Origin of the sequence: Enterobacter cloacae complex sp. 277I4 (assembly GCF_050031465.1) — a bacterium.
In the GTDB taxonomy this organism is placed as follows: Bacteria; Pseudomonadota; Gammaproteobacteria; order Enterobacterales; family Enterobacteriaceae; genus Enterobacter; species Enterobacter cloacae.
The window spans coordinates 4,260,646-4,283,440 of the sequence record NZ_JBLGWC010000001.1; the positions used below are offsets into that span (position 1 = coordinate 4,260,646).

General features: G+C 53.7%; 20 protein-coding genes and 4 pseudogenes. 19 read left to right on the forward strand and 5 right to left on the reverse strand.

The genetic code is table 11. The features are described from left to right. Positions 1–418: 418 nt before the first annotated feature. From ACQG19_RS20720 to fghA, 5 genes are all read left to right on the forward strand, one after another. Positions 419–1,116, forward strand: a protein-coding gene (locus ACQG19_RS20720) for an IS1 family transposase (RefSeq protein WP_223274117.1) whose coding sequence is annotated in 2 segments (ribosomal slippage) — positions 419–668 and positions 668–1,116 — 699 coding nt in all. Because the reading frame shifts where the segments join, the coding sequence is not laid out codon by codon here. A gap of 113 nt (positions 1,117–1,229) precedes the next feature. Next, positions 1,230–1,505, forward strand: coding sequence for a formaldehyde-responsive transcriptional repressor FrmR (gene frmR, locus ACQG19_RS20725; RefSeq protein ID WP_017384071.1), 276 nt, complete (start codon positions 1,230–1,232; stop codon positions 1,503–1,505). 34 nt (positions 1,506–1,539) lie between these two features. Then, on the forward strand, positions 1,540–2,649 hold the full coding sequence (gene frmA, locus ACQG19_RS20730) for an S-(hydroxymethyl)glutathione dehydrogenase (protein ID WP_017384070.1): 1,110 nt from the start codon (positions 1,540–1,542) through the stop codon (positions 2,647–2,649). A 43-nt stretch (positions 2,650–2,692) separates the two neighbouring features. Continuing rightward, positions 2,693–3,091 carry a VOC family protein gene (locus tag ACQG19_RS20735; protein WP_012561111.1) on the forward strand — a complete coding sequence of 133 codons (399 nt, stop codon included), beginning with the start codon at positions 2,693–2,695 and terminating at the stop codon, positions 3,089–3,091. A gap of 64 nt (positions 3,092–3,155) precedes the next feature. Beyond that, positions 3,156–3,992 carry an S-formylglutathione hydrolase gene (gene fghA, locus ACQG19_RS20740; RefSeq protein ID WP_012561110.1) on the forward strand — a complete coding sequence of 279 codons (837 nt, stop codon included), beginning with the start codon at positions 3,156–3,158 and terminating at the stop codon, positions 3,990–3,992. 27 nt (positions 3,993–4,019) lie between these two features. Here fghA and ACQG19_RS20745 read toward each other — a convergent pair. The 3 genes and pseudogenes from ACQG19_RS20745 to ACQG19_RS20755 form a co-directional block, all read right to left on the reverse strand. Beyond that, positions 4,020–4,172: pseudogene (locus ACQG19_RS20745) on the reverse strand (recombinase family protein); the annotation flags it as partial. A 16-nt stretch (positions 4,173–4,188) separates the two neighbouring features. Then, a protein-coding gene (locus ACQG19_RS20750; protein WP_085949497.1) for an IS3 family transposase occupies positions 4,189–5,336 on the reverse strand; the annotation gives its coding sequence in 2 pieces (ribosomal slippage) (positions 4,189–5,099 and positions 5,099–5,336; 1,149 coding nt in all). Positions 5,337–5,398: 62 nt separating this feature from the next. Beyond that, positions 5,399–5,536: pseudogene (locus ACQG19_RS20755) on the reverse strand (IS5/IS1182 family transposase); the annotation flags it as partial. A gap of 153 nt (positions 5,537–5,689) precedes the next feature. On the opposite strand from ACQG19_RS20755, the gene rclA reads away from it, so the two are divergent. The 12 genes and pseudogenes from rclA to ACQG19_RS20815 all read left to right on the forward strand — a co-directional run. Next, on the forward strand, positions 5,690–7,015 hold the full coding sequence (rclA, locus tag ACQG19_RS20760) for a reactive chlorine resistance oxidoreductase RclA (RefSeq protein ID WP_047055316.1): 1,326 nt from the start codon (positions 5,690–5,692) through the stop codon (positions 7,013–7,015). Positions 7,016–7,192: 177 nt separating this feature from the next. Continuing rightward, positions 7,193–7,468, forward strand: coding sequence for an IS1-like element transposase (locus tag ACQG19_RS20765; RefSeq protein WP_000179213.1), 276 nt, complete (start codon positions 7,193–7,195; stop codon positions 7,466–7,468). A 44-nt stretch (positions 7,469–7,512) separates the two neighbouring features. After that, positions 7,513–7,888, forward strand: a pseudogene (locus ACQG19_RS20770) (IS1 family transposase). 370 nt (positions 7,889–8,258) lie between these two features. Beyond that, positions 8,259–8,780 carry an RNA polymerase sigma factor FecI gene (fecI, locus tag ACQG19_RS20775; RefSeq protein WP_016151347.1) on the forward strand — a complete coding sequence of 174 codons (522 nt, stop codon included), beginning with the start codon at positions 8,259–8,261 and terminating at the stop codon, positions 8,778–8,780. Next, complete coding sequence (gene fecR, locus ACQG19_RS20780; RefSeq protein WP_023304425.1) at positions 8,777–9,730, forward strand: ferric citrate uptake sigma factor regulator FecR; 954 nt, start codon at positions 8,777–8,779, stop codon at positions 9,728–9,730. Before fecI ends, fecR begins: the two co-directional genes overlap by 4 nt. Positions 9,731–9,816: 86 nt before the next feature. Continuing rightward, complete coding sequence (gene fecA / locus ACQG19_RS20785) at positions 9,817–12,141, forward strand: TonB-dependent Fe(3+) dicitrate receptor FecA (RefSeq protein ID WP_022652364.1); 2,325 nt, start codon at positions 9,817–9,819, stop codon at positions 12,139–12,141. A gap of 44 nt (positions 12,142–12,185) precedes the next feature. After that, positions 12,186–13,088 carry a Fe(3+) dicitrate ABC transporter substrate-binding protein FecB gene (fecB, locus tag ACQG19_RS20790; protein ID WP_007898890.1) on the forward strand — a complete coding sequence of 301 codons (903 nt, stop codon included), beginning with the start codon at positions 12,186–12,188 and terminating at the stop codon, positions 13,086–13,088. Beyond that, positions 13,085–14,083 (forward strand): iron-dicitrate ABC transporter permease FecC, encoded by a 999-nt coding sequence (gene fecC, locus ACQG19_RS20795; protein ID WP_004118243.1) that lies wholly within the window; start codon positions 13,085–13,087, stop codon positions 14,081–14,083. Before fecB ends, fecC begins: the two co-directional genes overlap by 4 nt. Then, the gene (gene fecD / locus ACQG19_RS20800) at positions 14,080–15,036 is read left to right on the forward strand and encodes a Fe(3+) dicitrate ABC transporter permease subunit FecD (RefSeq protein ID WP_004118246.1); all 957 of its coding nucleotides are present in this window, start codon (positions 14,080–14,082) and stop codon (positions 15,034–15,036) included. Before fecC ends, fecD begins: the two co-directional genes overlap by 4 nt. After that, positions 15,037–15,804, forward strand: coding sequence for a Fe(3+) dicitrate ABC transporter ATP-binding protein FecE (gene fecE, locus ACQG19_RS20805; protein ID WP_004152282.1), 768 nt, complete (start codon positions 15,037–15,039; stop codon positions 15,802–15,804). 53 nt (positions 15,805–15,857) lie between these two features. After that, positions 15,858–16,196 carry an IS66 family insertion sequence element accessory protein TnpB gene (gene tnpB, locus ACQG19_RS20810; RefSeq protein WP_028018554.1) on the forward strand — a complete coding sequence of 113 codons (339 nt, stop codon included), beginning with the start codon at positions 15,858–15,860 and terminating at the stop codon, positions 16,194–16,196. A 49-nt stretch (positions 16,197–16,245) separates the two neighbouring features. Next, positions 16,246–16,504: pseudogene (locus ACQG19_RS20815) on the forward strand (IS66 family transposase); the annotation flags it as partial. Positions 16,505–16,526: 22 nt separating this feature from the next. Here the strand turns inward: ACQG19_RS20815 and ACQG19_RS20820 are convergent. Next, a complete protein-coding gene (locus ACQG19_RS20820; RefSeq protein WP_007898884.1) occupies positions 16,527–16,805 on the reverse strand; it encodes an EAL domain-containing protein in 279 nt (92 codons plus the stop codon). A 261-nt stretch (positions 16,806–17,066) separates the two neighbouring features. Then, positions 17,067–18,071 carry an IS110-like element IS4321 family transposase gene (locus ACQG19_RS20825; protein WP_000427623.1) on the reverse strand — a complete coding sequence of 335 codons (1,005 nt, stop codon included), beginning with the start codon at positions 18,069–18,071 and terminating at the stop codon, positions 17,067–17,069. A 407-nt stretch (positions 18,072–18,478) separates the two neighbouring features. Here ACQG19_RS20825 and lacI point away from each other — a divergent pair, with 407 nt between their 5' ends. Together lacI and lacZ are read left to right on the forward strand one after the other, a co-directional pair. Continuing rightward, positions 18,479–19,561: a DNA-binding transcriptional repressor LacI gene (lacI, locus tag ACQG19_RS20830; RefSeq protein ID WP_007851507.1), complete on the forward strand. Its 1,083-nt coding sequence runs from the start codon at positions 18,479–18,481 to the stop codon at positions 19,559–19,561. 121 nt (positions 19,562–19,682) lie between these two features. Continuing rightward, positions 19,683–22,757 (forward strand): beta-galactosidase, encoded by a 3,075-nt coding sequence (lacZ, locus tag ACQG19_RS20835; protein WP_007894989.1) that lies wholly within the window; start codon positions 19,683–19,685, stop codon positions 22,755–22,757. Positions 22,758–22,795 lie beyond the last annotated feature (38 nt).

A 22,795-nucleotide genomic window follows, 5' to 3' on the forward strand; every position in this document is an offset into this window, starting at 1 on the left:
TTTTAATTCTAATATTTAGGGGTGTCAACGCAAAGCAGAAACGGCACCTTCTTTGCGAGACAGAAATGACCTGTGATTGCCTGGCCGATTTATGGCAGCTAAGTGCGAGAAGCGGATATAGCGAATTCGCCATTGTACGGGATTAGCAGGTTTACTGAAGCAACCTGCGATGGCGTTATGGCAATAGTCAGTCCCCTGTCCAGTCGGCATAGGTGGCCACCTCGTCACCGCCGGGGATAAACTGATTGAAGCCTCCGCGCAAAATCACTTATTCTTTTCCGTTAATAAAATGCAGGAGCAAAGTCATGACTGGCGAAATTCGTGGGCGAGGCAGGCCACGAAAAACAGAGAGTACCTATACAGGGTAAGGGTGCCAACTTACTGATTTAGTGTATGATGGTGTTTTTGAGGTGCTCCAGTGGCTTCTGTTTCTATCAGCTGTCCCTCCTGTTCAGCTACTGAAGGCGTGGTGCGTAACGGTAAAAGTACTGCCGGACATCAGCGCTATCTCTGCTCTCACTGCCGTAAAACATGGCAGCTACAGTTCACTTACACCGCTTCTCAACCCGGTACGCATCAGAAAATCATTGATATGGCCATGAATGGCGTCGGATGTCGCGCCAGTGCACGCATTATGGGCGTTGGCCTCAACACGATTTTACGACACTTAAAAAACTCAGGCCGCAGTCGGTAAACTCACGCATACAACCGGGCAGTGACGTTATTGTTTGCGCGGAAATGGACGAACAGTGGGGTTACGTCGGCGCTAAATCACGCCAGCGCTGGTTGTTTTACGCGTATGACAGGATACGGAGGACGGTTGTGGCGCACGTATTCGGTGAACGCACGTTGGCCACGCTGGAGCGTCTTCTGGGCCTGCTGTCGGCCTTTGAGGTCGTGGTATGGATGACGGATGGCTGGCCGCTGTATGAATCACGCCTGAAGGGAGAACTGCACGTTATCAGCAAGCGATATACGCAGCGCATTGAGCGGCATAACCTGAATCTGAGGCAGCATCTGGCAAGGCTGGGCAGGAAGTCACTGTCTTTCTCAAAATCGGTGGAGCTGCATGACAAAGTCATCGGGCATTATCTGAACATAAAACACTATCAGTAAGTTGGAGTCATTACCGGTGCTCTGATATATTTATTATACTATAGTGGGGTATGTGTTGATCTTAATGTAATACTCCCCTATAGTATAAGAAATACAGAGCAGTGAGGTAAGCAATGCCCAGTACTCCTGAAGAGAAAAAAAAGGTCCTAACCCGGGTTCGCCGTATCCGGGGTCAGATTGATGCTCTGGAAAGAGCACTTGAAAGTGGCGCTGAATGCCGTTCCGTTCTCCAGCAAATCGCCGCCGTCCGGGGCGCCGCTAACGGACTGATGGCAGAGGTGCTGGAGAGCCACATACGGGAAACCTTTGACCAGAATGACAGCTACAGTCATGAAGTCAGTAAATCAGTTGACGATACGATTGAGCTGGTTCGTGCCTATCTTAAATAGGTGAGGCCATTATTACATTGAGGATATATTACGTATGAAATCACGTGCCGCTGTTGCATTTGCACCAGGGAAGCCCCTGGAGATTGTTGAAATTGATGTTGCTCCGCCTAAAAAAGGCGAGGTGCTGATTAAAAACACCCACACAGGTGTCTGCCATACCGATGCCTTTACCCTCTCAGGGAATGACCCTGAGGGCGTTTTCCCGGTGGTTCTCGGCCACGAGGGAGCCGGTATCGTCGTTGAAGTTGGTGAAGGCGTCACCAGTGTGAAGCCGGGTGACCATGTTATTCCGCTCTACACCGCTGAATGCGGGGAGTGTGAATTCTGCCAGTCCGGTAAAACGAACCTCTGTGTATCGGTTCGCGAGACTCAGGGCAAAGGACTGATGCCTGACGGGACCACTCGCTTTTCATACAACGGTCAGCCTCTTTACCACTACATGGGATGTTCCACATTCAGTGAATACACCGTTGTGGCCGAGGTTTCTCTGGCAAAAATTAACCCGGAGGCGAACCATGAACACGTCTGCCTGTTGGGTTGTGGCGTGACTACCGGTATTGGCGCCGTCCATAACACGGCTAAAGTGCAGCCGGGCGATTCAGTTGCCATTTTTGGTCTGGGGGCAATTGGTCTGGCTGCGGTACAGGGGGCCCGTCAGGCAAAAGCGGGACGTATTATCGCTATCGATACTAATCCGACAAAATTTGACCTGGCCCGTCAGTTCGGGGCCACTGACTGCATTAACCCGAATGATTATGACAAACCGATTAAAGATGTTCTGCTGGATATCAACAAGTGGGGTATTGACCATACCTTTGAATGTATCGGTAACGTTAACGTCATGCGTGCAGCGCTGGAAAGTGCTCACCGTGGGTGGGGGCAGTCCGTTGTCATTGGTGTCGCAGGGGCCGGACAGGAGATTTCCACCCGTCCTTTCCAGCTGGTCACCGGGCGCGTATGGAAAGGTTCCGCGTTTGGCGGAGTAAAAGGCCGCACTCAGCTCCCCGGTATGGTCGAGGATGCCATGAAGGGGGATATTGACCTTGAGCCATTTGTAACCCATACGATGACACTGGATGAAATCAATGACGCCTTCGAGCTTATGCATGAAGGCAAATCTATCCGGACAGTGATTCATTACTGATCCCATCAGAATTTTAATCAACTCAAACTGAAGGAAGTGGAAAATGACAACTCCGGTAATTTCTGGTGACGGCATCTTTTCTCATGTGTTCATTGGCGCAGCCGATGTCGAGAAATCCTCCGCATTTTACGATGTCGTCCTGGGCACGCTTGGTATCAATAACCTCGGCCCGTTTGGCAACGGCTGGGTACTCTATGGCCGCGAAAAGCCGGCATTTATCATTGCCCGTCCGGGCAACGGTGAAGCACCTTCCGCTAACGGGGTGACTGTCGGCTTCGCTGCTGCCACCCCGGAAGAGGTTGATGCTTTCCATGCTGCCGGCCTTGCCGCCGGTGGAGCTGATGAAGGTCAACCTGGCCCGCGTGGTCACCTTCCCGGGGCCTATGCTGCCTACCTGCGGGATCCGGCGGGTAACAAAATCACGGCGTATACGTTTATCTGACGTCCGGATTTAAAGATACTTCCCCTGGCTTCGGTCAGGGGAAATAACCATGAGATAACGGCTGATGGAACTCATTGAGCAGCATGCCAGCTCTGGCGGCTGGCAAAACGTGTACCGGCATTATTCACAATCCCTTAATTGTGAAATGAATTTCGGTGTGTATCTTCCTCCCAAAGCAGTAACAGAAAAACTGCCGGTACTATACTGGTTGTCGGGCCTGACCTGTACTGAGCAGAATTTCATCACCAAATCAGGTATGCAGCATTATGCAGCCCGGCATAACGTCATCGTTGTTGTCCCGGATACCAGTCCCCGGGGTAATAATGTCCCGGATGCCGACAGTTACGATCTTGGCCAGGGGGCCGGTTTTTATCTGAACGCGACGGAACAGCCGTGGAATGTTCATTACAGGATGTATGACTATATTCTCAGAGAGCTTCCGGATGTCGTCATGAATCATTTTCCTGCAACGGCAAGAAAATCTATATCCGGTCATTCTATGGGAGGGCTGGGTGCTCTGGTGCTGGCTCTGCGAAATCCTGGTGAATATGTGAGCGTATCAGCATTTTCCCCGATAGTATCGCCTTCTCAGGTGCCATGGGGGCAACAGGCATTTAGCGCTTACCTGGGTGAAAACAGAAAAACGTGGGAAGCCTACGATCCAGTCAGCCTCATTTTACAGGGTGAAAAATTACCAGAAATCTTCATTGATCAGGGGCTGAGTGACGCCTTTTATGAAGAGCAACTGCGCACCAAAATCCTTGAGAGAGTATGCAATGAGATGAACCTCAATGCGTCGTTCCGATATCATACTGGATACGACCACAGCTATTATTTCATTTCCAGCTTTATTGGTGAGCACATTGCTTACCATGCCAACAGGCTCAGGCTGTCAGCATGAGTTGATTTCCAGCCTCAGAAAATGTGCTTAATTTTCAGGCCTGAACAGGGCCTGAACCCTGCAGACCTGAGATGTACTGTAACTGGTGGCTTCAGCAGTTTCTCTTATGCTCAGTTTCTTGACCTGTCGGTAATACAGAACTTTCTTATGTCGTTCCTGATCGGCCTGTTTGCCCCGGTGAATCGCCACGGATAATCTAGACACTTCCGAGCCGTTGATAATACTGGTTTTCATATTCTGTCGGTGACATCTGTTCGCTAGAACCATGCCGACGCTTACTGTTATAAAACATTTCGATGTAATCAAAAATATCACTGCGGGCTTCTTCCCGCGTTCCGTAGATCTTTTTCTTTATCCGTTCACGTTTCAACAACTGGAAAAAACTTTCTGCAACCGCATTATCATGGCAGTTACCGCGACGGCTCATGCTACCCTCCAGGCCGTGTGATTTCAGGAACGACTGCCACTCATGGCTTGTGTACTGACTGCCCTGATCCGAATGAACCAGCACCTGTTTTTCGGGATTACGCCGCCATACAGCCATCAGCAGTGCGTTCAGGACAATGTCCTTTGTCATCCGGGATTGCATGGACCAGCCGATAATTTTGCGTGAGAACAGATCAACAACAACGGCAAGATACAGCCAGCCTTCGTGGGTCCTGATGTAGGTTATGTCCGTTACCCAACGCTCATCAGGAGCATCCGGATTGAACTGTCGCTGGAGCCTGTTGGGTGACACGATACTGGCCTCGCCTTTACGTGCCCGCGGGCTTCGGTATCCGACCTGAGCCTTTATTCCGACACGTTTCATCAGTCTCCAGACTCTGTTTACTCCGCACTGTTGCCCGCTGTCACGCAGATCCAGATGGATTTTGCGATAACCATAGACGCATCCCGATTCCAGCCAGAACTGTTTAATCTGTCCTGTCAGTCTCAGGTCTGCCTGATGGCGTTGTGAATGCGGCTGCTGAAGCCAGGCGTAAAAACCACTGGGATGAACATCCAGCACCCGACAGAGCAGGCGAACAGGCCAGCAACAGGAGTTGTCACGGATAAAGGCGTACCTCAGTCGGACAGCTTTGCGAAGTACGCCGCGGCTTTTTTTAATATGTCCCGTTCGTCGGTAACCCGTTTCAGCTCTTTCTGGAGACGGCGGATCTCGGCCTGAGCATCTGACTGTTCTTTATTAGTGGAAGAATCCGGACCGTACTTCTTTATCCAGGCATAAAGGCTGTGGGTGGTGATATCGAGACGTGTTGCAACGCTGGCAACAGAATAACCGCGATCAACAACCTGTTTGACTGCTTCAGTTTTAAACTCTTCAGGATAACGCTTACCGCTCATGGGCACCTCTCTTTAAGTCATCTTAAATGACTCTGAGGTGTCTGTTAAACGCGTGGCGATTCATCATCATCCAGCCAGAAAGTTATGGAGCCACGGTTGATGAGGGCTTTATTGTAGGTGGGCCAGTTGGTGATTTTGAACTTTTGCTTTGCCACGGAACGGTCTGCGTTGTCGGGAAGATGCGTGATCTGATCCTTCAACTCAGCAAAAGTTCGATTTATTCAACAAAGCCAAACAGAAGCCACTGGAGCACCTCAAAAACACCATCATACACTAAATCAGTAAGTTGGCAGCATCACCTTTTGCGTCTATAGTCATGATGTCAAATGAACGCGTTTCGACAGGAAATCATCATGAATAAATATCAGGCAGTTATTATTGGTTTTGGCAAGGCTGGAAAAACATTAGCCGTCACGCTGGCAAAAGCAGGTTGGCGTGTGGCTCTCATCGAACAATCAAATGCAATGTATGGCGGGACCTGTATTAATATCGGCTGTATCCCAACCAAAACATTGGTTCATGACGCACAGCAGCACACAGATTTTGTCCGTGCCATACAGCGTAAAAATGAAGTGGTTAATTTTTTACGTAATAAGAATTTTCATAATCTTGCGGATATGCCCAATATCGACGTGATCGACGGCCAGGCGGAGTTTATCAATAATCATAGCCTGCGTGTTCATCGGCCTGAGGGAAATTTGGAGATTCATGGCGAGAAAATTTTTATTAATACCGGTGCACAAGCCGTGGTTCCGCCAATTCCTGGAATTACCACCACGCCTGGTGTATATGACAGCACCGGATTACTTAATCTAAAAGAATTGCCTGGGCATTTAGGTATTTTGGGCGGCGGATATATTGGCGTTGAGTTCGCCTCTATGTTCGCTAATTTTGGCAGCAAAGTAACCATTTTAGAGGCAGCTTCGCTGTTTTTGCCTCGGGAAGATCGGGATATTGCTGATAATATCGCGACGATTTTACGCGATCAGAGCGTCGATATTATCCTCAATGCCCATGTGGAGCGAATCAGTCACCATGAAAATCAAGTGCAAGTGCATAGCGAGCACGCCCAACTGGCGGTGGATGCACTGTTAATAGCTTCCGGTCGTCAACCGGCTACCGCTTCGTTACATCCAGAAAATGCCGGTATCGCAGTAAACGAGCGCGGGGCAATTGTCGTTGACAAGCGATTACATACCACCGCAGACAATATTTGGGCGATGGGAGATGTTACCGGCGGGCTGCAATTTACTTACATATCACTGGATGATTACCGCATTGTACGTGATGAGTTACTGGGTGAAGGCAAACGTAGTACTGATGATCGGAAAAATGTGCCTTATTCCGTATTTATGACACCGCCCCTGTCCAGGGTTGGTATGACAGAAGAACAAGCCAGAGAGAGTGGTGCTGATATTCAGGTGGTGACATTGCCTGTAGCTGCAATTCCGCGCGCCAGAGTGATGAACGATACCCGTGGGGTATTAAAAGCGATTGTTGATAATAAAACCCAACGTATATTAGGAGCATCACTGCTGTGTATTGACTCCCACGAGATGATCAATATAGTGAAAATGGTGATGGATGCCGGGCTGCCTTATAGCATATTACGCGATCAGATATTTACTCATCCGTCGATGAGCGAATCACTCAATGATCTATTTTCATTAGTCAAATAAACTCAAAATCAGACGCCAGAACAAATATTCTGGCGTCTCAGAGAAAAGAATCTTATTAATTCTCTGTTACTCTATAACTTCTTAATCACTTCATTGATGGTATTTTATATGTTTAAAAAATCGGTGATGCTGCCAACTTAATGATTTAGTGTATGATGGTGTTTTTGAGGTGCTCCAGTGGCTTCTGTTTCTATCAGCTGTCCCTCCTGTTCAGCTACTGACGGGGTGGTGCGTAACGGCAAAAGCACCGCCGGACATCAGCGCTATCTCTGCTCTCACTGCCGTAAAACATGGCAACTGCAGTTCACTTACACCGCTTCTCAACCCGGTACGCACCAGAAAATCATTGATATGGCCATGAATGGCGTTGGATGCCGGGCAACCGCCCGCATTATGGGCGTTGGCCTCAACACGATTTTACGTCACTTAAAAAACTCAGGCCGCAGTCGGTAACCTCGCGCATACAGCCGGGCAGTGACGTCATCGTCTGCGCGGAAATGGACGAACAGTGGGGATACGTCGGGGCTAAATCGCGCCAGCGCTGGCTGTTTTACGCGTATGACAGGCTCCGGAAGACGGTTTGCGCACGTATTCGGTGAACGCACTATGGCGACGCTGGGGCGTCTTATGAGCCTGCTGTCACCCTTTGACGTGGTGATATGGATGACGGATGGCTGGCCGCTGTATGAATCCCGCCTGAAGGGAAAGCTGCACGTAATCAGCAAGCGATATACGCAGCGAATTGAGCGGCATAACCTGAATCTGAGGCAGCACCTGGCACGGCTGGGACGGAAGTCGCTGTCGCTCACAAAATCGGTGGAGCTGCATGACAAAGTCATCGGGCATTATCTGAACATAAAACACTATCAATAATTTTGAGTCATTACCCAGTTAGCAATAACCCCCGCTTGCGGGGGCCATACCCACCAGGAGCAAACGCAGAAAGCCCGAGATACTTCTGCTGTACCGGGGGCTGGCGACATTTCAGGCAACACTCATAGTTGACATCCTCCCCGCCCTAAAGGGCGGGGAGGATGTCAATAATAGCAGACCACATCATGATGTCATTCTGACCGACAGATGCCAGAAGCAGAGGATCCATCCCATTTTATACCTACCTTATAACACTTAGAAAAACAACATGTTAAAAATGTTTATTGGAAACAATTTTATTTCCAATTGTAATGATAACCATTCTCATATTAATATGGCTACGTGATAATTAACTTTTGATGCACTCCGCATGTCTGACCGTGCCACTTCCACAGCTTCCTTAACGTTCGAGTCGCTTTATGGCACCCATCACGGCTGGTTGAAAAGTTGGCTGACGCGCAAACTCCAGTCTGCCTTTGATGCAGATGACATTGCCCAGGACACTTTTTTGCGGGTAATGAGCAGCGAAACGCTCTCGACGATCCGCGATCCTCGCTCTTTCCTGTGCACTATCGCCAAACGCGTGATGGTGGACCTGTTTCGCCGAAACGCGCTGGAAAAAGCGTATCTGGAGATGCTGGCGCTTATGCCGGAGGGGGTAGCGCCTTCACCTGAGGAACGCGAAAGCCAGCTCGAGACCCTACAACTCGTCGACAGCATGCTGGACGGGCTAAACGGAAAAACACGTGAAGCGTTTCTGCTTTCGCAACTGGATGGCCTGACATACAGCGAGATTGCGCACAAACTCGGTGTTTCCGTCAGCTCCGTGAAAAAATACGTGGCGAAAGCCGTCGAGCACTGCCTGCTGTTTCGTCTGGAGCATGGGTTATGAATCCTTCGTTAACCGATTCCCGCCGTCAGGCGCTGCGTTCAGCTTCCCACTGGTATGCCGTGCTAAGCGGCGAGCGCGTCAGCCCACAACAGGAAGCGCGCTGGCAACAGTGGTATGAACAGGATCAGGATAACCAGTGGGCCTGGCAGCAGGTTGAAAACCTGCGCAACCAGCTTGGCGGTGTGCCTGGCGACGTTGCCAGCCGGGCGCTGCACGATACCCGCCTCACCCGCCGTCACGTGATGAAAGGATTACTGCTGTTGCTCGGCGCTGGCGGAGGCTGGCAACTCTGGCAGTCGGAAACCGGCGAAGGTCTGCGGGCAGATTACCGCACCGCCAAAGGCGCAGTCAGCCGTCAGCAACTGGAAGATGACTCCCTGCTCACGCTGAATACCCAAAGCGCGGCGGATGTGCGTTTTGATGCGCATCAGCGCACCGTCCGGCTCTGGTACGGTGAAATCGCCATTACTACCGCGAAAGATGCGCAGCAACGCCCCTTCCGCGTCCTGACCCGTCAGGGCCAACTCACCGCTTTAGGGACAGAATTTACCGTCCGCCAGCAGGATAATTTCACGCAGCTTGACGTGCAGCAGCACGCCGTGGAAGTGCTTCTCGCCAGTGCCCCCGCGCAAAAACGCATCGTGAACGCTGGTGAAAGCCTGCAGTTCAGCGCCTCTGAGTTTGGCGCAGTGAAACCGCTGGATGACGAGAGTACAAGCTGGACGAAGGGCATCCTGAGCTTCAGCGATAAACCGCTGGGTGAGGTGATAGCCACGCTAAGCCGTTACCGCAACGGCGTGCTGCGCTGCGATCCCGCCGTTGCCGGGCTGCGCCTGAGCGGGACGTTCCCGCTGAAAAATACCGATGCGATCCTGAACGTTATCGCTCAAACGCTTCCCGTTAAAATTCAGTCTATTACGCGGTACTGGATAAACATTTCACCGCTGTAAGAAAAATAATTCTCATTTCGATTGTCCTTTTTACCCTTCTCGTTCGACTCATAGCTGAACACAACAAAAATGATGATGGAGAAGGTATGACGCCGTTACGCGTTTTTCGTAAAACAACACCTTTGGTTAACGCCATTCGCCTGAGCCTGCTGCCGCTGGCCGGTCTCTCGTTTTCCGCTTTTGCTGCACAGGTTGATATCGCACCGGGATCGCTCGACAAAGCGCTCAATCAGTATGCCGCACACAGCGGAATTACCCTCTCGGTTGACGCCAGCCTGACGCGCGGCAAGCAGAGCAACGGCCTGCACGGAGATTACGACGTCGAGAGCGGCCTGCAACAACTGCTGGACGGCAGCGGACTGCAGGTAAAACCGCTGAGAAATAACAGCTGGACGCTGGAGACCGCGCCCGCGCCAAAAGAAGATGCCCTGACCGTGGTCGGCGACTGGCTGGGCGATGCGCGTGAAAACGACGTATTTGAACATGCTGGCGCGCGTGACGTGATCCGCCGTGAGGATTTCGCCAAAACCGGCGCAACCACCATGCGTGAGGTGCTTAACCGCATCCCTGGCGTCAGCGCGCCGGAAAACAACGGCACCGGCAGCCACGACCTGGCGATGAACTTTGGCATCCGGGGCCTGAACCCACGCCTCGCCAGCCGCTCGACCGTCCTGATGGACGGCATCCCCGTCCCCTTTGCCCCTTACGGTCAGCCGCAGCTTTCACTGGCTCCCGTTTCGCTCGGCAACATGGATGCCATTGACGTGGTGCGCGGTGGTGGTGCGGTGCGTTACGGACCGCAGAGCGTGGGCGGCGTGGTGAACTTTGTTACCCGCGCCATTCCGCAGGACTTTGGTATCGAGGCGGGGGTGGAAGGTCAGCTCAGCCCAACCTCTTCACAAAACAACCCGAAAGAGACGCACAACCTGATGGTGGGCGGCACAGCGGACAACGGTTTTGGCACCGCGCTGCTCTACTCCGGCACGCGCGGCAGTGACTGGCGCGAGCACAGCGCCACCCGCATCGACGACCTGATGCTGAAAAGCAAATATGCGCCGAATGAGGTGCACACCTTCAACAGCCTGCTGCAATATTACGATGGTGAAGCCGACATGCCCGGCGGCCTGTCCCGCGCGGATTACGACGCCGATCGCTGGCAATCCACCCGCCCGTATGACCGCTTCTGGGGCCGTCGCAAGCTGGCGAGCCTGGGCTACCAGTTCCAGCCGGACAGCCAGCATAAATTCAACATTCAGGGGTTCTACACCCAAACCCTGCGCAGCGGCTACCTGGAGCAAGGCAAACGCATCACCCTCTCGCCGCGTATCTACTGGGTGCGCGGTATTGAGCCACGCTACAGCCAGAGCTTTATGATCGGCCCTTCCGCGCACGAAGTGGGCGTGGGCTATCGCTATGTGAATGAATCAACGCATGAAATGCGTTACTACACCGCCACCAGCAGCGGGCAGTTGCCGTCCGGCTCAAGCCCTTACGACCGCGACACGCGTTCCGGCACCGAGGCGCACGCCTGGTATCTGGATGACAAAATCGACATCGGCAACTGGACCATCACGCCGGGTATGCGTTTCGAACATATCGAGTCATACCAGAACAACGCCATCAAAGGCACGCACGAAGAGGTGAGCTATAACGCACCGCTTCCGGCGTTGAACGTGCTCTATCACCTGACTGATAGCTGGAATCTTTATGCAAACACTGAAGGCTCGTTCGGCACCGTACAGTACAGCCAGATTGGCAAGGCTGTGCAAAGCGGCAATGTGGAACCGGAAAAAGCGCGAACCTGGGAACTCGGTACCCGCTACGATGACGGCGCGCTGACGGCGGAAATGGGGCTGTTCCTGATTAACTTTAACAATCAGTACGACTCCAACCAGACCAACGACACCGTCACTGCACGTGGCAAAACGCGCCATACCGGGCTGGAAACGCAGGCACGTTACGACCTGGGTACGCTAACGCCAACGCTTGATAACGTTTCCGTCTACGCCAGCTATGCGTATGTGAACGCGGAAATCCGCGAGAAAGGCGACACCTATGGCAATCAGGTGCCATTCTCCCCGAAACATAAAGGCACGCTGGGCGTGGACTACAAGCCGGGCAACTGGACGTTCAATCTGAACAGCGATTTCCAGTCCAGCCAGTTTGCGGATAACGCCAATACGGTGAAAGAGAGCGCCGACGGCAGTACCGGCCGCATTCCCGGCTTCATGCTCTGGGGCGCACGCGTGGCGTATGACTTTGGCCCGCAGATGGCAGATCTGAACCTGGCGTTCGGTGTGAAAAACATCTTCGACCAGGACTACTTCATCCGCTCTTATGACGACAACAACAAAGGCATCTACGCAGGCCAGCCGCGCACGCTGTATATGCAGGGGTCGTTGAAGTTCTGATGTGTTAACGCCCGGCTTGCCGGGCTTTTAGCTGGAATGTGACTATGTTGGCATTTATCCGTTTTCTTTTTGCAGGCCTGCTGCTGGTGATCGGCCACGCCTTTGCCGCCACGGTTCAGGACGAACACGGCACGTTTACACTCGATAAAACGCCACAACGGATTGTGGTGCTGGAACTCTCGTTCGCCGATGCGCTGGCCGCCGTGGACGTCAGCCCGATCGGTATTGCCGACGATAACGATGCAAAACGCATCCTGCCCGAAGTGCGTGCGCACCTGAAACCGTGGCAGTCCGTCGGAACGCGCGCGCAGCCGAGCCTGGAAGCCATTGCTGCCCTGAAACCAGACCTGATCATTGCCGACAGCAGTCGCCATGCGGGGATTTACACTGCCTTGCAGCAAATCGCGCCGGTACTGCTGCTTAAGTCCCGCAACGAAACCTACGCTGAAAATTTGCACTCAGCGGCTATCATCGGCGAAGTGGTAGGTAAAAAACGAGAGATGCAGGCGCGTCTGGAACAACATAAAGAGAAGATGGCGCAGTGGTCCAGCCAGCTTCCCACAGGGACACGCGTGGCCTTTGGCACATCACGCGAACAGCTATTCAACCTGCATACCCAGGAGACCTGGACCGGCAGCGTGCTGGCTTCTCTGGGGCTGAACGTTCCCGCTGCGATGGCGGGCGCGTCCATGCCGTCCATCGGCCTGGAGCAACTGCTGGCGGTCAATCCTGCCTGGCTGCTGGTTGCCCACTATCGCGAAGAGAGCATTGTTAAACGCTGGCAACAAGATCCGCTCTGGCAGATATTAACCGCCGCGCAGAAGCAGCAGGTTGCTTCAGTCGACAGTAACGCCTGGGCGCGGATGCGCGGTATTTTTGCCGCAGAGCGTATTGCCGCTGACACGGTAAAAATCTTCCACCATCAGCCGCTTACCGATGTGAAATGACCGCGCTAAAACACCCGGTGCTGCTGTGGGGGCTTCCCGTTGCAGTACTTATTATTATTTTCTGGCTGAGTCTGTTTTGCTACTCGGCCATTCCTGTTTCCGGAGCAGACGCAATCCGCGCCCTGCTGCCTGGACACACGCCAACGCTACCAGAAGCGCTGGTGCAAAACCTTCGTTTGCCGCGAAGCCTGGTCGCCGTTCTGATCGGCGCAAGCCTGGCGCTCGCGGGCACGCTGCTGCAAACCCTGACCCACAACCCAATGGCCTCTCCTTCACTGCTCGGCATTAACAGCGGCGCGGCGCTGGCTATGGCGCTTACCAGCGCGCTGAGTCCGACGCCGGTTGCAGGCTATTCCCTGTCGTTCATCGCGGCATGCGGGGGCGGCGTGAGCTGGCTGCTGGTCATGACCGCAGGAGGCGGGTTTCGTCATACCCAGGACAGAAACAAACTGATCCTCGCGGGTATCGCGCTGTCGGCCTTTTGTATGGCCCTGACCCGCATCACCCTGCTGCTGGCCGAAGATCATGCTTACGGCATCTTTTACTGGCTGGCAGGCGGAGTGTCCCACGCCCACTGGCAGGATGTCTGGCAGCTCTTGCCGGTGGTGGTCACTGCAGTCCCTGTCGTGTTGCTGCTGGCGAATCAACTGAACCTGCTCAACGTCAGCGACAGTACCGCCCATACGCTGGGAGTGAACCTGCCGAGACTACGTTTGATCATCAATATGTTAGTGCTGCTTCTGGTTGGCGCGTGCGTCAGTGTGGCAGGTCCGGTGGCGTTTATCGGCCTGCTGGTGCCACATCTGGCGCGCTTCTGGGCAGGCTTCGATCAGCGCAACGTACTGCCGGTGAGCATGCTGCTGGGGGCCACGCTGATGCTGATGGCAGATGTACTCGCACGCGCGCTGGCCTTCCCCGGCGATCTGCCCGCAGGCGCAGTGCTGGCGCTGATTGGCAGTCCTTGCTTTGTCTGGCTGGTGAGGAGGCGAGGATGAAAATTGCGCTGGTCATTTTCATCACCCTTGCCCTGGCAGGTTGTGCGCTGTTATCACTCCATATGGGGGTGATCCCCGTGCCGTGGCGCGCGCTGCTGACCGACTGGCAGGACGGACGCGAGCATTATTATGTATTGATGGAGTACCGACTGCCGCGCTTGCTGCTGGCACTGTTTGTCGGTGCAGCCCTCGCCGTGGCGGGCGTGCTGGTACAGGGGATTGTGCGTAACCCGCTAGCATCACCGGATATTCTCGGCATTAACCATGCCGCCAGCCTTGCCTCTGTGGGAGCACTGCTTCTTATGCCATCACTATCCGTGATGGTGCTGCCGCTGCTGGCCTTTGCGGGCGGTATGGCGGGGTTGATCTTGCTGAAGATGCTGGCAAAGACCCACCAGCCGATGAAGCTGGCGCTCACCGGCGTGGCGCTTTCCGCCTGCTGGGCGAGCCTGACGGATTACCTGATGCTCCTGCACCCGCAGGATGTAAACAGTGCCCTGCTGTGGCTGACGGGTAGCTTATGGGGGCGCGACTGGCACTTTGTGAAGATTGCCGTGCCGTTGCTCATTCTGTTTTTGCCGCTGAGCCTGCGCTTTTGTCGCGATCTCGACCTGCTGGCGCTGGGCGATGCACGAGCAGCCACGCTCGGCGTGTCGGTTCAGCGCACCCGGTTCCAGGGGCTGATGCTGGCTGTCGCGATGACAGCAACCGGCGTGGCCGTCTGTGGCCCGATAAGTTTTATTGGTCTCGTCGTGCCGCACATGGTGCGCAGGATCGCCGGCGGGCGTCACCGCTGGCTGATGCCCGTTTCGGCCCTGACGGGCGCGTTGTTGCTGGTCATTGCCGATCTGCTGGCACGAATCATTCATCCGCCGCTGGAGCTTCCGGCAGGCGTGCTGACCGCCATTATCGGCGCACCGTGGTTTGTCTGGCTGCTTGTGAGAATGCGATAAATGAGATTACGTACTGAAAATCTGACCGTCAGCTATGGCGCACAAACCGTGCTGGATGGACTTTCTCTCGCCCTGCCTGCCGGAAAAATCACGGCCCTGCTCGGCCCTAACGGTTGCGGGAAATCGACGCTGTTGAACTGTTTTTCTCGCCTGTTAACACCAGACTCTGGCGAGATATTGCTTGATGAAAAACCCATAGCCGGTTTTTCCGCCCGCCAGCTGGCTCGCCGCCTGGCTTTACTGCCGCAACACCATTTATCCCCCGAGGGGATCACTGTACGGGAACTGGTTTCCTACGGCCGCAGCCCGTGGCTGTCGTTGTGGGGGCGACTCTCCGCGGAAGACAACGAGCGGGTCAACGTGGCAATGAGTCAGACCCGGACGCGCAATCTGGCTGACCGCAGGTTAACCCAGCTTTCCGGCGGCCAGCGCCAGCGTGCGTTTCTGGCGATGGTGCTGGCACAGGATACCCCACTCATTCTTCTTGATGAGCCTACGACCTACCTCGATATCAATCATCAGGTTGAACTGATGCGCCTGATGGTTGAACTCAAAAGGCAGGGGAAAACCGTAGTGACGGTACTCCACGATCTGAATCAGGCCAGCCGCTATTGCGATCATCTGGTGGTACTGGCAAGCGGTCGCGTGATGGCGCAAGGTGCTCCGGAAGCAGTGATGAAACCAGAGCTTCTAAAGACGGTGTTCAGCGTAGAAGCGGAAATCCATCCCGAACCGGTATCTGGCAGACCCATGTGTGTGGTGAAGTAGTCTGGCGAAGTCATAAGGATCATCACAGGACAGATAAAGGAAGTGATAACCACCTGCCAACAGGCACCAAAATCTGGCTGGTTGCCGGTATCACCGACATGCGCAACGGCTTCAATGGTCTCGCCGCAAAGGTGCAGACGATGCTGAAAGATGACCCGATATCCGGCCATGTCTTCATCTTCCGGGGCCGCAGCGGCAGTAAGGTCAAACTGCTGTGGTCCACCGGCGACGGGCTGTGCCTGCTGACCAAACGGCTGGAACGCGGCCGCTTCGCCTGGCCCTCTGCCCGCGATGGCAAAGTGTTCCTGACCCCGGCGCAGCTGGCAATGCTTCTGGAAGGCATCGACTGGCGGCAGCCTAAAAGACTGCTTACGTCCCTGACCATGTTGTAGGCCTCTTTATCCTGGTTGTCGTTGAATAAGCCTGGTAAAATGCGGGCTTATGAACAACACCTCCCCCTGACGACATCCTTCTGCTGAAACAGCGCCTGTCCGAACAGGAAGCGCTGAACCGCGCCCTGCTGGAAAAGCAGGCCGACCGGGAGCGCGAAATAGACCATCTGCAGGCGCAGCTGGATAAGATTCGCCGGATGAACTTCGGCAGTCGTTCTGAATAAATCTCCCGCCGCATCGCGCAGATAGAAGCCGACCTGAACCGGCTTCAGACAGAAAGCGATACGCTGACGGGTCGGGTTGCCGATACGGGCCGGGCCCCGTATCGTTTTAACCCTGAATATTCATCGCAGATATTGTTTCGGGTTTTCCGGTATACCAGCCCTGAACTAGGTAACCGGGGCCAAGAGAACGGACGAATTCAAACTGTCCTGGCGTTTCCACCCCTTCAAACACCAGTGGTTTGCCAGTACCACGTAACCCTTTCACCACAGAAACAAGTAGCGCTCGCTTCACCGGGTCATCAATATTGGCAATAAAAATACGGTCTATTTTTATCTCATCGAAATCCAGTACCGTCAGCCATTCAATATGGGGGCCGCTTGGCAAACGGAATCTATGGTCACTCCCGTTTTTGCAACACCGATTTTGACGACAAGTTGGCTTGCTTGAATCTATCCGGCGTCTGAATGGGATTTTATTCCCGCGCCTTGATGAGTTCCGCGCCTGATGAACCTCCAGAAAATATACGGCTTCAATGAGCCTTTCCGTTTTACAGGTTCCTCAACAGGCCGGTGGGCCGTTAGTATCATCAATATCAGTATTCGCAAAACCAGATCAGTAATTCTTTAAACCGGTGTATTTCTGCCGTTATGCTACATAAGTTTGCTGTCGTGCCGTTAGGGCCCAGGCTATTCTGGCCAGCTTGTTTGCCAGAGCACAAGTGACGACAAAGTTGCTTTTCCGGCACAGTAAATCCCTGACCCAATCGGCCAATTTGCCAGACTGGTGTTCCAGTTTTTGTATGAATACCCTGGCACATTGAACCAACAAAGTTCGGATCTTTTTATTACCTCGCTTACTAATTCCCAGCAATGTCGTCCTACCTCCCGTGCTGTACTGCCGAGGTACAAGCCCTGTTGCCGCCGCAAAGTCACGGCTGCTGGCGTACTGCTTCCCGTCGCCAATCTCAGTTGAAATAGTACTCGCTGTCAGTGTTCCGACGCAGGGAATGCTCAGCAAGCGCTGTCCAACCTCATCTTCGTCCAACTTTCGTTTCAACTGGGATTCCAAATCTTTAATCTGCTCAACAAGATAGTGATAATGCTGTTGTAATTTCAGCAATAACTGGCTGAGGTAAAGAGGCAAACTATTATCCTCAAGAATGGTACTCAGTCGGCTAATAACGGCAGCTCCTCGGGGAACGCTAATGCCAAATTCCAGCAGAAAAGCATGCATTTGATTGGTTGTTTTTACCTTATCCTGAACCAGGGATTCACGGACACGATGCAGAGCCCGCATTGCCTGCTGAGATTCCGTTCTGGGCTGCACAAAACGCATAGACGGACGCGATGCAGCTTCACAAATAGCTTCGGCGTCGACAAAGTCGTTTTTATTGCTTTTAACGAACGGGCGGACAAATTGTGGTGATATCAGCTTTGGGGAATGCCCCAACTCTTCCAACTTGCGTGCCATAAAGTGAGAACCGCCACAGGCTTCCATTGCGATGGTTGTAGCGGGGCATGTCGCCAAAAATTCGATCAACTTTGGCCGGGTAAATTTTTTACGGTAAACAGCCTTCCCGCGACGATCCTGGCAATGAATATGGAAAGAGTTTTTACCCAGATCGATACCAATGAGCGCAATGTTTTCCATGATAGTTCTCCGAATGAAAGCCTGTCCTCAGCATAGTACCGGGAAGGAGGGAGTGACCATCTCATTAAATATCCTACGTTAAGCCTGTTTCTTTAGCTGGCATTACAAAAAGCGAGCGTCTGCATGGTACAGACAGACACCCGAATACGATAAAAATGAGACGAAAAAAACGGTAATGCTGTCAACCTGTTGATGACTATTTTAATCTGTAGTCATTCAATCCTTGTAACATCAGGATGATCCTGGTGTCAGTGAAAATACGAAATCAACACGTTGGTATCATTACCCACCTGTGAACTGACGTCGGCATTTTGAATCTCACTTCGGCGTGCCCCCTCCGAATGGCGCAAAACATTTCGTGGTATGGCATGATAGCACCCGAAGAGAGTCAATTCAGGGTGGTAAATGTGAAACCAGTAACGCTATACGATGTCGCAGAGTATGCCGGTGTCTCTTATCAGACCGTTTCCCGCGTGGTGAACCAGGCCAGCCACGTCTCTGCGAAAACGCGGGAAAAGGTGGAAGCGGCGATGGCGCAGCTGAACTACATTCCCAACCGCGTGGCACAACAACTGGCGGGGAAACAGTCGTTGCTGATTGGCGTTGCTACCTCCAGTCTGGCCCTGCACGCGCCGTCGCAAATTGTCGCGGCGATTAAATCTCGCGCCGATCAACTGGGTGCCAGCGTGGTGGTGTCGATGGTAGAACGAAGCGGCGTCGAAGCCTGTAAAGCGGCGGTGCACAATCTTCTCGCGCAACGCGTCAGTGGGCTGATCATTAACTATCCGCTGGATGACCAGGATGCCATTGCTGTGGAAGCTGCCTGCGCTAATGTTCCGGCGTTATTTCTTGATGTCTCTGACCAGACTCCCATCAACAGTATTATTTTCTCCCATGAAGACGGTACGCGACTGGGCGTGGAGCATCTGGTCGCATTGGGTCACCAGCAAATCGCGCTGTTAGCGGGCCCATTAAGTTCTGTCTCGGCGCGTCTGCGTCTGGCGGGCTGGCATAAATATCTCACTCGCAATCAAATTCATCCGATAGCGGAACGGGAAGGCGACTGGAGTGCCATGTCCGGTTTTCAACAAACCATGCAAATGCTAAATGAGGGCATCGTTCCCACTGCGATGCTGGTTGCCAACGATCAGATGGCGCTGGGCGCAATGCGCGCCATTACCGAGTCCGGGTTGCGCGTTGGTGCGGATATCTCGGTAGTGGGATACGACGATACCGAAGACAGCTCGTGTTATATCCCGCCGTTAACCACCATCAAACAGGATTTTCGCCTGCTGGGGCAAACCAGCGTGGACCGCTTGCTGAAACTCTCTCAGGGCCAGGCGGTGAAGAGCAATCAGCTGTTGCCCGTCTCACTGGTGAAAAGAAAAACCACCCTGGCGCCCAATACGCAAACCACCTCTCCCCGCACGTTGGCAGATTCCTTAATGCAGCTGGCACGACAAGTTTCCCGACTTGAAAGCGGGCAGTGAGCGCAACGCAATTAATGTGAGTCAGCTCACTCATTAGGCACCCCAGGCTTTACACTCTATGTGTCCGGCTCGTATGTTATGCGAAAATGTGAGCGGATAACAATTCACGCAGGATACAACTATGACAATGATTACGGATTCACTGGCCGTCGTATTACAACGTCGTGACTGGGAAAACCCTGGCGTTACCCAACTTAATCGCCTTGCGGCACATCCCCCTTTCGCCAGCTGGCGTAATAGCGAAGAGGCTCGCACCGATCGCCCTTCCCAAGAGTCGCGCAGCCTGAATGGTGAATGGCGCTTTGCCTGGTTTCCGGCACCAGAAGCGGTACCAGAAAGCTGGCTGGAGCGCGATCTTCCTGACGCCGATACTGTCATCGTCCCCTCAAACTGGCAGATGCACGGTTACGATGCGCCTATCTACACCAACGTGACCTATCCCATTGCGGTCAATCCGCCGTATGTTCCCACGGAGAATCCGACGGGTTGTTACTCGCTCACATTTAATGTTGATGAAAGCTGGCTACAGGAAGGCCAGACGCGAATTATTTTTGATGGTGTTAACTCGGCGTTTCATTTGTGGTGCAACGGGCGCTGGGTCGGTTACGGACAGGACAGTCGTTTGCCGTCTGAATTTGACCTGAGCGCATTTTTACACGCCGGAGAAAACCGCCTCGCGGTGATGGTGCTGCGCTGGAGTGACGGCAGTTATCTGGAAGATCAGGATATGTGGCGGATGAGCGGCATTTTCCGTGACGTCTCGTTGCTGCATAAACCGAGCACGCAAATCAGCGATTTCCATGTAGCCACTCACTTTAATGATGATTTCAGCCGCGCTGTACTGGAGGCAGACGTTCAGATGTACGGCGAGCTGCGCGATGAGCTGCGGGTGACGGTTTCTTTGTGGCAGGGTGAAACGCAGGTCGCCAGCGGCACCGCGCCTTTCGGCGGTGAAATTATCGATGAGCGTGGTGGTTATGCCGATCACGTCACCCTACGTCTGAACGTCGAAAACCCGAAACTGTGGAGCGCCGAAATCCCGAATCTCTATCGTGCGGTGGTTGAACTGCACACCGCCGACGGCACGCTGATTGAAGCAGAAGCCTGCGATGTCGGTTTCCGCGAGGTGCGGATTGAAAATGGTCTGCTGCTGCTGAACGGCAAGCCGTTGCTGATTCGCGGCGTTAACCGTCACGAGCATCATCCTCTGCATGGTCAGGTCATGGATGAGCAGACGATGGTGCAGGATATCCTGCTGATGAAGCAGAACAACTTTAACGCCGTGCGCTGTTCGCATTATCCGAACCATCCGCTGTGGTACACGCTGTGCGACCACTACGGCCTGTATGTGGTGGATGAAGCCAACATTGAAACCCACGGCATGGTGCCAATGAATCGTCTGACCGATGATCCGCGCTGGCTACCCGCGATGAGCGAACGCGTAACGCGAATGGTGCAGCGCGATCGTAATCACCCGAGTGTGATCATCTGGTCGCTGGGGAATGAATCAGGCCACGGCGCTAATCACGACGCACTCTATCGCTGGATCAAATCTGTCGATCCTTCCCGCCCGGTACAGTATGAAGGCGGCGGAGCCGACACCTTCGCAACCGATATTATTTGCCCGATGTACGCGCGCGTGGATGAAGACCAGCCCTTCCCGGCTGTGCCGAAATGGTCCATCAAAAAATGGCTTTCGTTGCCTGGAGAGACGCGCCCGCTGATCCTTTGCGAATACGCCCACGCGATGGGTAACAGTCTTGGCGGCTTCGCTAAATACTGGCAGGCGTTTCGTCAGTACCCCCGTTTACAGGGCGGCTTCGTCTGGGACTGGGTGGATCAGTCGCTGATTAAATATGATGAAAATGGCAATCCGTGGTCGGCTTACGGCGGTGATTTTGGCGATACGCCGAATGATCGCCAGTTCTGCATGAACGGTCTGGTCTTTGCAGACCGCACGCCGCATCCGGCGCTGACGGAAGCAAAACACCAGCAGCAGTTTTTCCAGTTCAGTTTATCCGGGCGAACCATCGAAGTGACCAGCGAATACCTGTTCCGTCATAGCGATAACGAGCTCCTGCACTGGATGGTGGCGCTGGATGGCAAGCCGCTGGCAAGCGGTGAAGTGCCTCTGGATGTCGCTCCACAAGGTAAACAGTTGATTGAACTGCCTGAACTACCGCAGCCGGAGAGCGCCGGACAACTCTGGCTAACGGTTCACGTAGTGCAACCGAACGCGACCACATGGTCAGCAGCCGGACACATCAGCGCCTGGCAGCAGTGGCGTCTGGCGGAAAACCTCAGCGTGACACTCCCCTCCGCGCCCCACGCCATCCCGCAACTGACCACCAGCGAAACGGATTTTTGCATCGAGCTGGATAATAAGCGTTGGCAATTTAACCGCCAGTCAGGCTTTCTTTCACAGATGTGGATTGGCGATAAAAAACAACTGCTGACGCCGCTGCGCGATCAGTTCACCCGCGCACCGCTGGATAACGACATTGGCGTAAGTGAAGCGACCCGCATTGACCCTAACGCCTGGGTCGAACGCTGGAAGGCGGCGGGCCATTACCAGGCCGAAGCAGCGTTGTTGCAGTGCACGGCAGATACGCTTGCCGACGCGGTGCTGATTACCACGGTCCACGCGTGGCAGCATCAGGGGAAAACCTTATTTATCAGCCGGAAAACCTACCGGATTGATGGAAGTGGTCAAATGGCGATTACCGTTGATGTTGAAGTGGCGAGCAATACGCCACATCCGGCGCGGATTGGCCTGACCTGCCAGCTGGCGCAGGTAGCAGAGCGGGTAAACTGGCTCGGATTAGGGCCGCAAGAAAACTATCCCGACCGCCTTACTGCGGCCTGTTTTGACCGCTGGGATCTGCCATTGTCAGACATGTATACCCCGTACGTCTTCCCGAGCGAAAACGGTCTGCGCTGCGGGACGCGCGAATTGAATTATGGCCCACACCAGTGGCGCGGCGACTTCCAGTTCAACATCAGCCGCTACAGTCAACAGCAACTGATGGAAACCAGCCATCGCCATCTGCTGCACGCGGAAGAAGGCACATGGCTGAATATCGACGGTTTCCATATGGGGATTGGTGGCGACGACTCCTGGAGCCCGTCAGTGTCGGCGGAATTCCACCTTAGCGCCGGTAGCTACCATTACCAGTTGCTCTGGTGTCAAAAATAATAATAACCGGGCAGGCCATGTCTGCCCGTATTTCGCGT

Excerpts from the sequence above, each read along its gene's own strand:
- frmR (WP_017384071.1), top strand. The coding sequence starts at position 1,230 with ATGCCCAGTACTCCTGAAGAGAAAAAAAAGGTCCTAACCCGGGTTCGC.
- frmA (WP_017384070.1), top strand. The coding sequence starts at position 1,540 with ATGAAATCACGTGCCGCTGTTGCATTTGCACCAGGGAAGCCCCTGGAG.
- ACQG19_RS20735 (WP_012561111.1), top strand. The coding sequence starts at position 2,693 with ATGACAACTCCGGTAATTTCTGGTGACGGCATCTTTTCTCATGTGTTC.
- fghA (WP_012561110.1), top strand. The coding sequence starts at position 3,156 with ATGGAACTCATTGAGCAGCATGCCAGCTCTGGCGGCTGGCAAAACGTG.
- rclA (WP_047055316.1), top strand. The coding sequence starts at position 5,690 with ATGAATAAATATCAGGCAGTTATTATTGGTTTTGGCAAGGCTGGAAAA.
- fecI (WP_016151347.1), top strand. The coding sequence starts at position 8,259 with ATGTCTGACCGTGCCACTTCCACAGCTTCCTTAACGTTCGAGTCGCTT.
- fecR (WP_023304425.1), top strand. The coding sequence starts at position 8,777 with ATGAATCCTTCGTTAACCGATTCCCGCCGTCAGGCGCTGCGTTCAGCT.
- fecA (WP_022652364.1), top strand. The coding sequence starts at position 9,817 with ATGACGCCGTTACGCGTTTTTCGTAAAACAACACCTTTGGTTAACGCC.
- fecB (WP_007898890.1), top strand. The coding sequence starts at position 12,186 with ATGTTGGCATTTATCCGTTTTCTTTTTGCAGGCCTGCTGCTGGTGATC.
- fecC (WP_004118243.1), top strand. The coding sequence starts at position 13,085 with ATGACCGCGCTAAAACACCCGGTGCTGCTGTGGGGGCTTCCCGTTGCA.
- fecD (WP_004118246.1), top strand. The coding sequence starts at position 14,080 with ATGAAAATTGCGCTGGTCATTTTCATCACCCTTGCCCTGGCAGGTTGT.
- fecE (WP_004152282.1), top strand. The coding sequence starts at position 15,037 with ATGAGATTACGTACTGAAAATCTGACCGTCAGCTATGGCGCACAAACC.
- ACQG19_RS20825 (WP_000427623.1), bottom strand. The coding sequence starts at position 18,071 with ATGGAAAACATTGCGCTCATTGGTATCGATCTGGGTAAAAACTCTTTC.
- lacZ (WP_007894989.1), top strand. The coding sequence starts at position 19,683 with ATGACAATGATTACGGATTCACTGGCCGTCGTATTACAACGTCGTGAC.